19 protein-coding genes are annotated in these 14,460 nt (G+C 65.1%); 3 read left to right on the top strand and 16 right to left on the bottom strand.

The features are described from left to right. Nucleotides 1-7 precede the first annotated feature (7 nt). The gene (gene flgL, locus AC07PE_RS03465; protein ID WP_498761601.1) at nt 8-1,237 is read left to right on the top strand and encodes a flagellar hook-associated protein FlgL; all 1,230 of its coding nucleotides are present in this window, start codon (nt 8-10) and stop codon (nt 1,235-1,237) included. On the opposite strand, the gene AC07PE_RS03460 is transcribed toward flgL, so the two are convergent. From AC07PE_RS03460 to AC07PE_RS03440, 5 genes are read right to left on the bottom strand one after another with little or no spacing between them, the layout of a single operon-like run. Further along, nucleotides 1,205-1,999, bottom strand: coding sequence for an ABC transporter ATP-binding protein (locus tag AC07PE_RS03460; protein ID WP_498761599.1), 795 nt, complete (start codon nt 1,997-1,999; stop codon nt 1,205-1,207). The genes flgL and AC07PE_RS03460 overlap by 33 nt on opposite strands. Then, entirely contained in the window at nt 1,989-2,759 is a 771-nt protein-coding gene (locus AC07PE_RS03455) for an ABC transporter permease (RefSeq protein ID WP_498761597.1), read from the bottom strand. Before AC07PE_RS03455 ends, AC07PE_RS03460 begins: the two co-directional genes overlap by 11 nt. Further along, nucleotides 2,752-3,198: a cupredoxin domain-containing protein gene (locus tag AC07PE_RS03450; RefSeq protein WP_498761595.1), complete on the bottom strand. Its 447-nt coding sequence runs from the start codon at nt 3,196-3,198 to the stop codon at nt 2,752-2,754. Before AC07PE_RS03450 ends, AC07PE_RS03455 begins: the two co-directional genes overlap by 8 nt. A 3-nt stretch (nt 3,199-3,201) precedes the next feature. Continuing rightward, the gene (locus AC07PE_RS03445; RefSeq protein WP_498761594.1) at nt 3,202-3,768 is read right to left on the bottom strand and encodes an SCO family protein; all 567 of its coding nucleotides are present in this window, start codon (nt 3,766-3,768) and stop codon (nt 3,202-3,204) included. Next, nucleotides 3,765-4,808: an ABC transporter substrate-binding protein gene (locus AC07PE_RS03440; protein WP_498761592.1), complete on the bottom strand. Its 1,044-nt coding sequence runs from the start codon at nt 4,806-4,808 to the stop codon at nt 3,765-3,767. Before AC07PE_RS03440 ends, AC07PE_RS03445 begins: the two co-directional genes overlap by 4 nt. Before the next feature lie 115 nt (nt 4,809-4,923). On the opposite strand from AC07PE_RS03440, the gene AC07PE_RS03435 reads away from it, so the two are divergent. Continuing rightward, entirely contained in the window at nt 4,924-5,538 is a 615-nt protein-coding gene (locus tag AC07PE_RS03435; RefSeq protein WP_498761591.1) for a hypothetical protein, read from the top strand. A gap of 16 nt (nt 5,539-5,554) precedes the next feature. Here AC07PE_RS03435 and AC07PE_RS03430 read toward each other — a convergent pair whose 3' ends face one another. Beyond that, nucleotides 5,555-5,755: a hypothetical protein gene (locus AC07PE_RS03430; protein WP_498761589.1), complete on the bottom strand. Its 201-nt coding sequence runs from the start codon at nt 5,753-5,755 to the stop codon at nt 5,555-5,557. A gap of 96 nt (nt 5,756-5,851) precedes the next feature. Between AC07PE_RS03430 and AC07PE_RS03425 the strand changes: the two genes are divergently transcribed. Next, entirely contained in the window at nt 5,852-6,379 is a 528-nt protein-coding gene (locus AC07PE_RS03425) for a PH domain-containing protein (RefSeq protein ID WP_498761587.1), read from the top strand. Nucleotides 6,380-6,385: 6 nt separating this feature from the next. Here AC07PE_RS03425 and fliR read toward each other — a convergent pair whose 3' ends face one another. The 10 genes from fliR to fliI form a co-directional block, all read right to left on the bottom strand. Next, nucleotides 6,386-7,225, bottom strand: coding sequence for a flagellar biosynthetic protein FliR (gene fliR / locus AC07PE_RS03420; protein WP_498761585.1), 840 nt, complete (start codon nt 7,223-7,225; stop codon nt 6,386-6,388). Nucleotides 7,226-7,232: 7 nt separating this feature from the next. Next, nucleotides 7,233-7,502 (bottom strand): flagellar biosynthesis protein FliQ, encoded by a 270-nt coding sequence (gene fliQ, locus AC07PE_RS03415; protein WP_498761583.1) that lies wholly within the window; start codon nt 7,500-7,502, stop codon nt 7,233-7,235. A gap of 28 nt (nt 7,503-7,530) precedes the next feature. After that, nucleotides 7,531-8,247, bottom strand: a complete 717-nt coding sequence (gene fliP, locus AC07PE_RS03410; RefSeq protein WP_498762963.1) for a flagellar type III secretion system pore protein FliP — start codon at nt 8,245-8,247, stop codon at nt 7,531-7,533. Nucleotides 8,248-8,283: 36 nt separating this feature from the next. Then, the gene (gene fliO, locus AC07PE_RS03405; protein WP_498761581.1) at nt 8,284-9,066 is read right to left on the bottom strand and encodes a flagellar biosynthetic protein FliO; all 783 of its coding nucleotides are present in this window, start codon (nt 9,064-9,066) and stop codon (nt 8,284-8,286) included. Continuing rightward, nucleotides 9,063-9,488 carry a flagellar motor switch protein FliN gene (gene fliN, locus AC07PE_RS03400; RefSeq protein ID WP_498761579.1) on the bottom strand — a complete coding sequence of 142 codons (426 nt, stop codon included), beginning with the start codon at nt 9,486-9,488 and terminating at the stop codon, nt 9,063-9,065. The genes fliO and fliN overlap by 4 nt, the downstream gene beginning before the upstream one ends. Before the next feature lie 28 nt (nt 9,489-9,516). Then, nucleotides 9,517-10,500 carry a flagellar motor switch protein FliM gene (gene fliM / locus AC07PE_RS03395; RefSeq protein ID WP_498761577.1) on the bottom strand — a complete coding sequence of 328 codons (984 nt, stop codon included), beginning with the start codon at nt 10,498-10,500 and terminating at the stop codon, nt 9,517-9,519. Between the two features lie 12 nt (nt 10,501-10,512). Further along, nucleotides 10,513-11,037, bottom strand: coding sequence for a flagellar basal body-associated protein FliL (fliL, locus tag AC07PE_RS03390; protein WP_498761575.1), 525 nt, complete (start codon nt 11,035-11,037; stop codon nt 10,513-10,515). 241 nt (nt 11,038-11,278) lie between these two features. Next, a complete protein-coding gene (locus AC07PE_RS03385) occupies nt 11,279-12,601 on the bottom strand; it encodes a flagellar hook-length control protein FliK (RefSeq protein WP_498761573.1) in 1,323 nt (440 codons plus the stop codon). 22 nt (nt 12,602-12,623) lie between these two features. Further along, a complete protein-coding gene (fliJ, locus tag AC07PE_RS03380) occupies nt 12,624-13,067 on the bottom strand; it encodes a flagellar export protein FliJ (RefSeq protein ID WP_498761571.1) in 444 nt (147 codons plus the stop codon). A 37-nt stretch (nt 13,068-13,104) separates the two neighbouring features. Next, nucleotides 13,105-14,421 (bottom strand): flagellar protein export ATPase FliI, encoded by a 1,317-nt coding sequence (gene fliI / locus AC07PE_RS03375; protein ID WP_498762961.1) that lies wholly within the window; start codon nt 14,419-14,421, stop codon nt 13,105-13,107. Between the last annotated feature and the right edge of the window lie 39 nt (nt 14,422-14,460).

Below are 14,460 nucleotides of genomic sequence, written 5' to 3'. Positions count from 1 at the left end.
ATAGAACATGGCCATTCGCATCAGCACCAACGCGACCTTCAACACCGGCACCACCCAGTTGAACACGCTGCAGAGCCAGATCGCCAAGACCCAGATGCAGCTGTCGACCAACAAGCGCAACCTGACCGCGGCCGACGATCCGATCGCCGCCGCGCGCGCGTTAGAAGTGACGCAGTCGCAGTCGATGAACACGCAGTTCGCCACCAACCGCAGCAACGCCAACGCCTCGCTGTCGCTGGTCGACAAGACGCTGTCGGACGTCACCGGCCAGATCCAGGACATCCAGACCCTGATCGTCAACGCCGGCAACGGCGGCTACACGCTGAGCGACCGCCAGGCCCTGGCCACCGAACTCGAAGGCCGCCTGACCGACATGATCGGCCTGGCCAACACCGCCGACGGCACCGGCGGCTACCTGTTCTCGGGCTATAAATCGACCACCCAGCCGTTCTCGCAGACCCCGACCGGCGCCGCCTACCAGGGCGACCAGGGCCAGCGCACGCTGCAGGTGGGCTCGGCGCGCAAGATGGCGACCAGCGAAACCGGCAGCGCCATCTTCGAAGCCATCCCGACCGGCAACGGCAAGTTCACGACCACGGCCGCCGGCACCAACACCGGCGCCGGCATCGTCTCGCCGGGCTCGGTGGTCGACGCCAGCGCCTACACGGGCCACGACTACGCGATCAAGTTCGCGGTCACCGGCACCCCGGCCGTCACCACCTACACCGTGACCGACAACACGGTCTCGCCGCCGACCGACGTGCTGGCCAACCAGCCCTATACCGAAGGCGCCTCCATCGCCTTTGGCGGCATGTCGATGGACGTCAAGGGCGTGCCGGCCGACGGCGACAGCTTCAGCGTCAAGCCGAGCGAGAAGCAGTCGGTGTTCACCACCATCACGGACCTGATCAAGACCCTGCGCTCCCCGGGCGACGGCTCGAGCGGCAAGGCGGCCCTGGCCAACGGCCTGAATACCGCCAGCTCAAACATGAAGAATGCGCTGGACAACGTGTTGACGGTGCAGGCCTCGGTGGGCGCGCGCATGAAGGAAATCGACAACCTGAACAGCACCGGCGACGACCTCGACGTCCAGTATCAGACCACGCTGAGCAACCTGCAGGACCTGGACATGGTCAAGGCGATCTCGCTGTTCTCGCAGCAGCAGCAGACGCTGCAGGCCGCGCAGATGTCCTTCAAGACGATGTCAGGCCTGTCGCTGTTCAACTACATCAGCTGACTCATCTAGGTCGATATCGAGGTCCACGCCGAGCTCCGACAGGATCTCGTCCTTCATCTGCTGCAGCTGGGTGTTCGACAGCCTGCGCGGATGCGGCTGCGTCACGTGGAAGCTGCGCTGGATCGTGGTCGGGCGTTGCGACAGCACGACCACGCGGTCGGCCAGGTAGAGCGCTTCCTCGACGTCGTGGGTGATCAGGATGACGGTATGCCGCTCTTCCTGCAGGATGCGCAGCAGCTCGTTGCGGATGCGCAGATTCATCAGCGCGTCCAGGGCCGAGAAGGGCTCGTCCATGTACAGGATCTGCGGCTTGACCACCAGGGCGCGCGCGATCTCCACGCGCTTGAGCATGCCGCCCGACAGCTCGCGCGGATAGGCGTTCTCGAAACCCTTCAGGCCCACCATCTCCGCATAGTGATCCGCCAGCGCGTGCTTTTCCGACGACGTGCCGCGGTTCAGCCCGAACATCAAATTCTCGCGCACGGTCAGCCAGGGGAACACCGAGCCGTGCTGGGAGATGACGATGCCTTGCGGCCCGGGTCCGCGCACGATGTCGCCGTCGATGCGCACCGCGCCGCTGTCCGGCATGGCGAAGCCGGAGATCATCTTCATCAGCGTCGACTTGCCGCAGCCGGAAGGGCCGACGATGGCGACGAATTCGCCGTCCTTCACCTTCAGCGTCAGGCCATCGATGACCTGCAGGGTCTTGCCGTTCCTGGTGAAACCCTTGCTGATATTGTCGATGACGATCTTATCGTCCATAGCGCCACCTTACCGAGTTGAGTCCTTCGAGCCTGCGCATCGCCACGTCCAGCAGCAGGCCGATGACGCCGATGATGACCATGGCGGCGATCACCAGGTCGTAGCGGTTGCCGGCATTGCGCGCGTCGATGATCATGAAGCCGAGGCCCGAGCTGCGCACGATCATCTCGGCCGCCACCACCACCAGCCAGGCGACGCCGAGGCTGATGCGCATGCCCACCACGATATCGGGCAGCACGGCCGGCACCACCACCTGGCGGAACATCTTGCGGCGCGAGACGCCGAAGTTGACGGCCGCGTCCAGGTAGCGCTGCTCGATCGTGTGCACGCCGTTCGCGGTCTGCACGATGATGGGGAAGACGGCGGACAGGAAAATCAGGAATACCGGCGACACGTCGCCCACGCCGAACCACAGGATGGCCAGCGGGATCCAGGCGATCGGCGAGATCGGGCGCAGGATCTGGAACAGGGGATTCAGCGTGTCGTAGGCCGCGCCGACCCGGCCCATCCACAAGCCGAGCGGCACCGCCACCAGGGTCGCCAGCATGAAGCCGGTGGCGACACGCTTGAGCGAGGCGCCGATGTGCTGCCACAGGGTGCCGTCTCTCGCCAGCTCGAGGGTCCCGTCCAGCACCTGCTGCGGGGTCGGGAAGATCACGGTCTGGGTCGTGACCACGGCGTAGTGCCACAAGCCGATCAGGGCGATGATCAGCAGCAGCGGCGGCCAGGCTTTATGTAACTTATTTTGCAACTTATCCACGTGCGCTTGCTTTCTTCAATTGCTGTCCCAGTTGCGCCAGCCGCCATTGCAGGCGCGGCAGTCCGGGTGCGGGATGGGGCTCGACGATGACCTTCATCGTGCCGGTAGTGTGTGCGGTGCAGTTGAATTCGTTGACCGAGACCGTATCGAAGGGCAGGCGGAAGTCCTGGCCCGGCATGATCAGGACCGGCCCAAACACCTGCGGCACGCTGTCCTTGTTGCGCAGCAGGAGCGTGTCGTTCACGCCCAGCGTCAGCACGATCTGCTGCGGCAGGATGTCGACCAGGTCGCCGGCCATGCGGCGCGCCCAGGTGCCCTTCGGGATTTCGAACAGGGCATCGCGGCTGCCGGCGGCGATCGGCGCGAAGGCCGCCCACGCAAGCAGACCGGCCAGGCAGGCCAGCAGCAGCCAGGGAAGAGGGTGTCGCAGGCGCTGCATGCATCAGGGCCCGAGCAGGATCGCCAGGTCGTGGGCGATGTCGGCGGCCGGCCGACCGAAGGGCATCATGGCGCGCTGCCTGCCCTGGCGGTCGATGAAGTAGAGGTAGGACGAGTGGCTCATCGAATAGTCGCTGCTGCCCTTGATGGGCTGCTTGGCGGCGCTGATGCCGTAGTCCTTCAGCACCTGGGCGATCTGCGCCTCGCTGCCGGTGATGCCGACGAAGCTGGGGTCGAATTGCGCCAGGTAGCTGCGCAGGCGCTCGGCCGTGTCCCGCGCCGGGTCGACCGTGATGAACAGCACCTGCACATCCTTGCCGCGCGCGCCCAGCAGCTGCCTGGCCTGGGTCAGCGAGGCCAGCGACACCGGGCACACGGCCGGGCAATGCGAGAAGCCGAATTCCAGCACCACCACTTTGCCGCGGTAGTCGGACAGTTTCACCGGCGTGCCGCTGGAGGCGGGCAGGGCGATCTCGGGCGCGGGGCGGGGCGGGTCGAACACGCCGGCTTTCAGCTGCTCTGCCGAGACGGCGCCCGCGCACAGGAGCAGAGACAAGAACAGTGCTTTCACAGGATCAGCTTCAGGGGTTGGATGGACTTCACAAAACTGTCGTCCACATAGCGTTCGTAGGCGATCGGCTTCTTGAGCGTGCGCGCTTCCAGCGACAGCTGCATCAGCTCGTCGAACTCTTCGCGGATCATGCGCAGGTCGCCATAGGTGACGCGGTCCTGCGGGTTCTCCATCACGAACTTGATGATCTTCGGGTTCTGGTTGAAGAAGGCCTTGCCGGCGGCGATGTCGGCGGCCTTGTCGCGGTTGACCGGGCTCTGGTCGAGCCAGGAGCCGGCGGCCTGGATGTGGTTGACCAGGTCCTGCACCAGCGGGCGCTGGGTCTGGATCACGTCCTCGCGCACCGTCAGCACGCAGCAGATGTAGTTGCGCCATTCGTCGCGCGTCATGGCCAGCGGCCGCGCATAGCCGGCGCGCTGGGCCGAGGCGCCGAAGGGCTCGCCGGTGCAGTAGGCGTCGACCGCCTTGGCGTACAGCGCGGCCGGCATGTCGGGCGGATTCATCTCGATGACTTCGATGTCCTTCAGCGTCATGCCTTCGCGCGCCAGCATCTTGCGCAGGAAGAGGTAGTCGACCGCGAAGCGGCTGGGCACGGCGATGGCCTTGCCGCGCAGGTCGCGGAAGCGCCGGTAGGAGGAATCGGTGCGCACCATGATCACCGCGCCGGAACGGTGCCCGAGCGAGACGATCTTCATCGGAATGCGCGTATTCACCAGGTCCATCACCAGCGGCGCCAGCATGTAGGCGGCCTGGATCCGGCCTGTCATCAAGGACTCCTTGATCTCCGGCCAGCCGCTGTACTTGTGATAGACGAAAGGCGCGGGCCCGAGCCCGGCGCGCGCGTTGGCATTCGCCTTGGCGACGCAGGCGATCGGCAGGGTCAGGTTGCAGGTGACGGGCAGACCGCCCACGGCCAGCGGCGGCGCGGCGTTCTGCGCGAAGGCTTGCGGCAATCCCAGCGGCAGGGAAGCGGCCAGCGCCCCTTTCAGGAGCTGGCGTCGGCGCAGCAGGTGCATGGCAACAGGTTCTGCTTGCCTCATGTCGGAGTGATAGTGGCGGGAAATATTTTTTGATTGTACACCACCCTATGCGGCCCTTGGTCTTGCAGACCGGACACCGCATTTACATGATCGGCGTTACAATTGCATTGCTAACATGCAACACGAGCAGGGGCTTGATCAAGGCATGAAGAATTTAAAAGCACGAGTGGCAAAGCATCTCGGTTACGTCGCCCTTACTTTCCTCGTTTTCCTCGCCCTCAACTGGGTCAATGAATTCATATTCATTCAGTTCGAGCACACCAAGGGGATCAACTGGGTGTTCATCCCGGCCGGCATCCGTCTGCTGGCAACGCTGCTGTTTGGGCTTGCCGGCTTCGAAGGCCTGCTGCTGGCGGGCCTTTACCTCAATTTCCACCATTTCCACTTCGACAGCGAATTTCGCGCATGGAGCGGCGCCGTGGCCGGTGCGCTCGCTCCTTACCTGGCGTCGCTGTTTGCAAAGCACTGGTTCGACTTGCGGGCGCGTTTGAAGGGCTTGACCCCGCAGCGGCTCTTGTTCACCGGGGTGCTGTGCGGCCTGATGAGCCCCATCTTCCACCATGTCTTGATGTGGGTTCTGACCGGGAGCGTCGACTGGAATGCGCTGGCAGTCATGATCGTTGGCGACACCCTGGGCATCCTTGTCGTGCTGACGATCGCCAAAGGCGTATTCGCGCTGAGCGATCGTTATGGTCCGATTGCCGGTCTTCTCCGCCGCTGGACCCCCTGAATGCCCTTGCGGTGCTTCAGGGAATGCGCTCGGCGCCTTCCGGCGGATGCACCCATCCATGCATCCGCTCTTCGTAGACCGATACGGTGGGTGCAGGAAAACCAGGATCCGCAAACACGCCGACGGGAATGCCGATAAACGCATCCATGTCTTTGAGCTCGTAATAGACCGTGGCCGTCAGCTGGCCGCAACTGCAGGATGCGAGTCGAGTCGACACCGTCGTTCTCCCGTTTGCTGAAACGCTGTGATTAATTTACCTCGTTTTTACACCGGCTCGCATACACTGGGGAAAATTTCATAGTCCAGGCCAGCCATGACCACCGATTCCATCGCCGTTCGCGCCAGCTTCAACCCGCTCATCAAGCCCTTCCTGGTCATGAAAATCGGGCTCACGATGATGTGCACGGTGGTCGGCATTCCGCTGGCGATCGTCTGGTTCCTGGGTGTCGGCCGCTGGTGGGCCCAGCATTATTTCGACCGGCTCGAATGCCAGCTGGGCGAACGGAATCTACGCTTCCGCAAGGGCATCCTGGTCACCACCGAAAAAACCATCCCGCTCGAGAACATCCAGGACGTGACCTTCGTCGAGGGGCCGATCCTCAAACACTTCAACCTCAGCACCCTCAAATTCGAAACCGCGGGACACAGCGTGGGGCAGGCCTCGGACATGCACCTGACCGGCATCATCGACGCCCAGGCCTTCCGCGCGCAGATCATGCGGGCGCGCGAAGCCTTGCGTCATCCGCCGCAGGACAAACAGAACGATGCGCAGATGGTGGTGCTGCGCTCGATCGAAGCAAAGCTGGGAGAGATAGCGGACCTGCTGCGCGCGAAGCAGTAAGGCGCGTCAGGACGCCGGCACGATGGCCGCCGGCGGCGCGGCCGGTTTCGGCTGGCCCAGGCGCTCGCCGCCGGTGCGGGGGATCCTGCGGCTGGCCTCGATGCCCTGGTTGAACAGGTTCTGCATCGGCGTGTTCAGGTAGGGCAGGGTCAGGCTGATCACCAGGAAGCCCGTGCCCAGCGTGATCGGGAAGCCGATGCCGAACAGGTTCAGCTGCGGCGCGGCGCGGGTCAGGATCGCCAGCGCGAGGTTCGTCACCAGCATGGCGGCGACGATCGGCAGGCCGATCTGCAGGCCGGCCGAGAAGATGCGGCCGCCCCAGCGCACCATTTCGAGCGGCGCCGCCAGCGACATCGGGGTGGCGGAGATCGGCAGCGTATAAAAGCTCTCGACCAGCGCCTGGATCAGCACCAGATGGGCGTTCATGGCCAGGAAGGCCATCGTCGCGACCAGCGCCAGGAACTGGCTGATGGCCGAGTTGCGGCCGGCGGAAGTGGGGTCGAAGAAGGTGGCGAAGCCGAAGCCCATGGTCGAGCTGGCGACCTCGCCGGCGAACTCGATGGCGGCGAACACCAGGCGCAAGGCGAAGCCCATGGCGGCGCCGATCAGCATTTCCTGGGTCAGGATCAGGATGCCGGCCCAGGAGGTCGGGTCGACGGCGGGCATGGCCGGGATGGTCGGCGCGACGATGGCCGCCAGCAGCACGCCCAGGCTCAGCTTGATCAGCATGGGCACGCCGGTATTGCCGAACACCGGCGCGGACGCCACCAGGCCGAGGATGCGCGTCAGGGGCCACAGCAGGCCCCCGATCCAGGCATAGAGTTCCGTTGTGGTGAACGAGATCACCGCAGGATCAGCCGATCATCCCCGGAATGCCGGTGAAGATATTCCGCATGTAGTCGGTCATCACGCTCAGCATCCACGGACCGGCCAGCACCAGGGCGACGAACACTCCGACCAGCTTGGGGATGAAGGACAGGGTCTGCTCGTTGATCGAGGTGGCGGCCTGGAAGATGCTGACCACCAGGCCGATGATCAGGGCCACCAGCAGCAGCGGCGCGGACACCATCAGGGTGACTTCCATGGCCGCGCGGCCCATCGCGATGACGCTTTCCGGAGTCATGTTCTGCAATCCTTCATTGAAGCTCTGGCTAATTGAAACTTTGAGACAGGGAACCCAGCAGCAGCTGCCAGCCGTCGACCAGCACGAACAGCATCAGCTTCATCGGCAGCGAGATCACCGCGGGCGACATCATCATCATACCCATCGACATCAGCACCGACGCCACCACCATGTCGATGATGAGGAAGGGGATGAAGATCGCGAAGCCGATCTGGAAGGCGGTCTTCAATTCGCTGGTGATGAAGGCCGGGATCAGGACCCGCAGCGGCACGTCGTCCGGGCCCTGCAGCGCCGGGGTGCGCGAGATCTTGACGAACAGCGCCAGGTCCGACTGGCGGGTCTGCTTCAGCATGAAGCCCTTCAGCGGTGCGGCGGCCTTGTCCATCGCTTCGCCCATCTGGATCCGGTTCTCCTGCAGCGGCACGTAGGCTTCGGTATAGATGCGGTCGAAGGTCGGGCCCATCACGAACAGGGTCAGGAACAGGGCCAGGCCGACCATCACCTGGTTCGGCGGCGCGGTCTGGGTGCCGAGCGCCTGGCGCAGCAGCGATAGCACGATGATGATGCGGGTGAAGCTGGTCATCATCAGCAGCGCGGCCGGGATGAAGGTCAGCGCCGTCATCAGGAGCAGGGTCTGGACCGGCAGCGAATACGCGGTGCCGCCGCCCGGCGCGGGGCTGGTGGTGAAGGCGGGAATGGCAGGCGCCGCGATGGCGGCGGCAGCTGCGGCCAGCGACAGGACCATCAGCCCGGCCGCCAGCAGAATTCTTTGTTTGCGCATTTACTTACGTTTGTCGATGGTCTGCTTCAGCCAGTCGGCGAAGCTGTTTGCTGGCTGCGTATGTGGCGCCAGCGTAGCACCGGTCGCGCTCATGTCGGCGCTCTCTTGTTTCGGCATGGTGGCCAGTGCGTTGACGCGGCCGGGCGAAGCGCCCACCACGATCCACTGGCTGCCGACTTCGACCACCAGCAGGCGCTCGCGCCCGCCCAGGTTGAGCGAGCCGACGATGCGCAGGTTGGCGCTGCCGCCCATCGCTTTCGGGCCGTAGCGCTTCAGGAACCAGGCGAGGGCGCCGAGCACGCCCAGCACGACGATGAGTGCGAACAGGGTCTGCAGCAGGCTGCCGGTGGCCGAGCTGGCAGGCATGGTCACCGGTGCGACGGGAGCGGGGCGGTTGGCGGCACCGCCGCCGACCGTGGTCTCGGGCGCGGCCGGGCTGGCCGGATTCAGGACCGGCGCGTTGGCTGCCGGCGCGGGGACGGTGGCCGGCTCAGTGGCTGCTGCTGTTGTTGCCGCTGCGGCAGGCGCGGTGGTGCCGGCGGCGCGGCGCGGCTGTGCGGCTGCGGCGCCGGATTGCGCCGGGACGGTGTCTGCGGAAGAGGGTTGCGAAGGCGCCGGAACCGGCGTCGCAACAGCGGCGCCCGCCTGCACATCCTGGACCGGTTTCGCGGCCTGTACCGCCGGCGTCTGCGCAGCGGAAGCGGCCGGCGCCGGCTGCGCCGCACAGGCGGCCAGCGGCAGCGAAAGGAAGAGGATGGTCAGCAGGCGCGCGCTTGTCGTCATTTATTCAGTTTGCGGATACGCTCGGATGGCGTGATGATGTCGGTGAGGCGGATACCGAACTTGTCGTTCACGACCACCACCTCGCCCTGGGCGATCAGACAGCCGTTCACGAGCACGTCCATCGGCTCGCCGGCCAGGCCGTCCAGTTCCACCACCGAGCCCTGCGCGAGCTGCAGCAGGTTCTTGATGGCAATCTTGGTCCGACCCAGTTCCACCGTCAACTGTACCGGGATATCGAGAATGAAGTCGATATCGTTGGGCGTGTCCGGGCGCGCGCCCTTGTTCGAAAAGTCCTGGAACACGGCGGTGCTGGCCGCCTGCTGCTGGCTGGCGAGGGCGGCGGCCTCCGCGGCGGCCTGTTCGGCAATTGCCGCGCCCCAGTCGTCGTCGAGTGCGCTCTGGTCGTCTTGGGTGTCGGACATGGAAGTTCTCCGATATTCCTAATAGGTATTACTTGTTGAAGGTATCGCTGTTGGCGATGAGTTTTTCGACTTTCAGGGCGTATTGTCCGTTGGACACGCCGTAGGTGCAGTCCATGACCGGCACCCCGTCGACGGTTGCCTGCAGGGTTTCCGGCACCGAGATCGGGATCACGTCGCCGACCTTCATGTTCAGGATTTCGTCGAAATTCGCCTTGCCATGGCCGAGCACGGCCACCAGTTCCACCTCGGCCACCTGGATCTGCTGGGTCAGCAGACGGATCCAGCGCTTGTCCACTTCCAGGGCCTCGCCCTGGATGCTGGAGGTCAGCGCATCGCGGATCGGTTCGATCATCGAGTAGGGCATGCAGAAATGAATCTGGCCCGACACCGAGCCGAGCTCGATGGTGAAAGTGGACGATACCACGACTTCGTTCGGGGTGGCGATGTTCGCGAACTGCGTGTTCATCTCCGAGCGGATGTACTCGAATTCGATCGGGTAGACCGGTTCCCAGGACTTGGCATAGGCCTCGAACACGATGTCGAGGATGCGCATGATGATGCGCTGTTCGGTCTGGGTAAAGTCGCGGCCTTCCACACGGGTGTGGAAACGGCCGTCGCCGCCGAACAGGTTGTCGACCAGCAGGAACACCAGGCCCGGATCGAAGACCATCAGCGCGGTTCCGCGCAGCGGCTTCATGTGGATCAGGTTCAGGTTGGTCGGCACCACCAGGTTGCGGATGAATTCGCTGTACTTCGAGACCCGCACCGAGCCCACCGACACCTCGGCGCTGCGGCGCAGGAAGTTGAACAGACCGACCCGCAGATACCTGGCGAAACGCTCGTTGATGATCTCGAGCGTCGGCATGCGGCCGCGGACGATCCGCTCCTGCGTTGCCAGGTTGTATGTGCGGACTCCCGAGGTGTCTTCAGGCGTCGCTACATCGTCCTGATCGCCGTTGACCCCTTTTAAGAGGGCATCGACTTCTTCCTGTGAGAGAAAATTATCGGCCATGCTCTATCAAGCTTACTGAATGATGAACTCGGTGAACAGGACGTCCGAGACTTCCTGTTCGTCGCCGTGTTCTGCGAACGGTGTTTTTACCACAGCCAGGATTTCGCCGGCCAGCTGCTGCTTGCCTTCGACCGTGTTGATCTCGGAAGCTTTCTTGCCGGACAGGAGCAGCAGCACGCGGCTGCGCACCTTGGCCATATTGGTCTTGATGTGCTCGGCCTGCTCGGCGCCGTCGACCTGCAGCGTGAACGCGACGCGCAGGTACTGGTCGCCGTTTTCCGGCTGCAGGTTGACGGTGAAGGGCTCGATCGCCAGGAACTCGGGCGGATGCTCTTCCTTTTTCTTTTTCTTGCTGCTGCCGTGATCCTTCTTGGCCGGCTCGGACGATTCCGTGTCGCCACTGCCGTGCATGAAGTACCAGCCGGCGCCACCGCCTAGACCGAGCACGAGCACAGCCGCGCCGATCATGATGAACAGCTTGCTCTTTCCGCCTGCCGCCGGCGCCGCTGCTGCGTCCGCTTTCGGATCAGCTTTCATTTTTGGATTCGCTTTCAAGATACCTCGGTCCCGCTGTGGATCGTCCCGTCATTATGTCATTATCGGGAAAAAGTGAGCAGAAGCAATTGTGGAAAAGAAGGAGGAACGCGGCCTATCTCGTTGTTTCTTGACGGTTTTGATGGCGATGTAACCACGTTCGGGGCCGTTTGGCGTGGGCACGGTGTGCCCACCCTACGGCGCCATGGTCACGTAGGGTGGGCACTCCGTGCCCACGCAAACATTAAGCAAAGGTGTCGACCATCCCGCGATCGCCCAGCACCGCAGTACGGGTCACCGGACGAGTTGCCACTTCCTCGACGCCGCCACCGTTATCGCCACGGCCGCGATTGTTCCCGCCAAAGCCGCCATTGTTGCGCGCCGCCTGTTCCTGCGCCTGGCGGTTGTCCGGCATGCCGGCATTCACGCTGGCGTTGTTCAGCGCGATGCCGCTTTCGCTCATCATTTCGCGCAGGCGCGGCAGGGCGTCCTCGAGGGCCTGGCGGACTTCTTCCTGGTTTGCCGAGAAGGTCACGCTGGCCTGGTCGTTGGTCACCGACAGCACCACCTGCAGCGGGCCCAGGTCCGGCGGGTTCAGCGTCAGCGAAGCGGTCTGCTCGTCGTTGCCGACCATGTAGACGACCTTCTGGCCGACCTGGTTTTCCCAGGCCTCGGTGCCGACCCGTGCGCTCAGCTCGTCGGCCGCGGCGGCCGCGGCCTGCACGGCTTCCATCACGGCCGGCTGGGCCTGGGCCAGGGGGGCGAGCGCGACCGGTTCGCGCGCGGCGGCCGTGTCGCGCGCCTGCTGCAGGGCCAGTGCGGCCGTGTCGAGCTGTGCTTCGGCCTGGGCCTGGCCGGCGGTGGCGGCGAGGGCCGCGCGCAGGTCGGCGCCCAGCTTCGCGCCCGCGTCCGTGGCGGCAGGCTTGTCGTCCGCGGCGATGCCGGCGCCGGTGGCCGCCAGCGCCGGGTTGCCCAGGGCCTTGGTGTCGCTGAAAGCCTTGCCGGCCGTGGTCGCAATACCGGAACCGTCCTTGGCCACCGATTTCATAGCCGCCTGCAGGGCCGCCAGCTGGGCGGTCTCGCCGCGCTTGCCCTTGGCGCCGGCGCCGTTCAGGGCGTCGAAGGCCTGGCTTGCCGCGCCGGCTGCCGTGTCGGTTTTGCTGTCCTGGGCCGGCTGCTGCAGGCTTGCCATCAGGGCCAGCATGGCGCTGGCCGGGTCGGAGGACTCAGCCGATTGCTCGTCGGCGGCGTCCTTGTCGCTGTCGGCCTTGTCCGCATCCTTGGCATCGGACGCTTTGTCGGCGCCGGCCGGCTTGGCGGCTTCTTCCGGCTTCGCGGCCTGCGGGGCGGCGTCGTCGGGCTGGGCCGGCTTGTCGGCGGCCTGCGGCTTCGGCGCTTCCGCTTTCGGGGCGGCCGGACTTGGGGCTGGGGCCGGCTGGCGCGCTTCCATTTCGTTGGACAGCATGGCGCTGAACTGCGCGCCGTCGCTGTTGCCTGATGCGCCGTTGCGCTGGCCCGGGGCCTGGGCGTTGGCGTTCAGCTGGATGGTAAGGGAATTGGTTTGCATCGTCGTCTCGTCAACGTTTGGTTCAGCTTTGCGTGCGGCGTGCCGAACGGGCCGCGAAATCGTCCATCATCTTCTGGTCGCGCTTGGTCTCGATCGCCAGGGCCTGGGCCGCCGCGCGCTCGTTCAAAGTGCGGTAGGAGAGGCGCTTGCGCTCGCTCTCCTGCAGGGCCGTGCGTTCGGTGTCGGCCTTGTACTGCGCATGCTTGATCACTTCCTTCTGGCCGTTGACCGCGTTGTCCAGCTTGCCCATGAAGGCCACGAAGTTCGCATAGGCGAAAGGCGTAATCCCGTTCATCTGGGCCTGGTCCAGGCGGTCCGCATAATCCTGGCGGTAACCGATCAGCATCTGCAGCTTCTGCTCCGCTTCCTCGACCGCCTTCAGGGCCGCGCCCAGTCGCTTGGCGCGGTTGTCCGACTCGCGTTGGGCGAGGTCGATCAGGGTCTGGAGTGCGGATTGCTGGGCCATAATGACTTGCAGTATAGCGGCCGTTGCCGCCAATCAATCAGCCGAACAGAGAGGTCAATTCCCCCAAACTCTGCAGCATGTTGGTGTTGTCGTAGATTTCCTGGCAAAGGAAGGTCTCGATGCGCTCGTGAAGCTGGATCGCCTTGTCCAGCACCGGGTCGGTGCCGGGCACGTAGGCGCCCACGCTGATCAGGTCGCGCGAGCGCTCGTAGCGCGAGTACAGCTGCTTGAGCGTGCGCGCCGCCTGCTGGTGCTCGCGCGAGGTAATGCCGTGCATGGCGCGCGAAATCGACTGTTCGATGTCGATGGCCGGGTAGTGGCCGGCTTCGGCCAGGCGGCGGTTGAGGACGATGTGGCCGTCCAGGATACCGCGCGCGGCGTCGGCGATCGGGTCCTGCTGGTCGTCGCCCTCGGACAGCACGGTGTAGAAGGCGGTGATCGAGCCGCCGCCTTCGTGGCCGTTGCCGGCGCGTTCCACCAGCACCGGCAGCTTGGCGAACACCGAAGGCGGATAACCCTTGGTGGCCGGCGGTTCGCCGATGGCGAGGGCGATCTCGCGCTGCGCCTGGGCGTAGCGGGTCAGCGAATCCATGATCAGCATGACGTTCTTGCCCTCGTCGCGGAAATGCTCGGCGATGGTGGTGGCATAGGCGGCGCCCTGCATGCGCAGCAGCGGCGGCGAGTCGGCCGGCGCCGCCACGACGACGCTTCGGGCCAGGCCTTCCTCGCCCAGGATCTGCTCGATGAATTCCTTCACCTCGCGTCCCCGTTCGCCGATCAGGCCGACCACGATCACGTCCGCAGTGGTATAGCGCGCGATCATCCCCAGCAGCACCGATTTACCGACACCGGTACCCGCGAACAGGCCAAGACGCTGGCCGCGGCCGACGGTGAGCATGGAGTTGATGGCGCGCACGCCCACGTCCAGGGTTTCCGAAATCGGCGAGCGCTCGAGCGGGTTGATCGGGCGCGCGTTCAGCGGCCCCATTTCGGTGGTGGCCAGCGGGCCCTTGCCGTCCAGCGGGCGGCCGGCGCCGTCGACCACGCGGCCCAGCAGGCCCCAGCCCACCGGCAGGTGGCGCGCACGGTCCATCGGGCGGCGGCGCGGGTGATCCACGCTGCCGGGCTTCGGCACGCTCGGCTCGATCGGGAATACGCGCGAGCCGGGCACCACGCCCTCGACGTCGGATTGCGGCATCAGGAACAGGCGCTCGCCTTCGAAGCCGACCACTTCCGCTTCGATACGGGCGCCGGAGGCCACGGGAATGGTGCAGGCGCTGCCCACAGCCAGCTTCAGGCCGACGCATTCCATCACCAGGCCGGCCACGCGCGTGACGCGGCCCGAGACCTGCATCGGCTCGACGAAATCGAGCACGTTGCCGCAGTCCTTCAG

It is taken from the genome of Telluria sp. GW821-FHT07G12 (genome assembly GCF_059418525.1).
The sequence above is the reverse complement of the archived record's forward strand: the minus strand, read 5'-3'. Positions and strand labels throughout refer to the sequence as shown.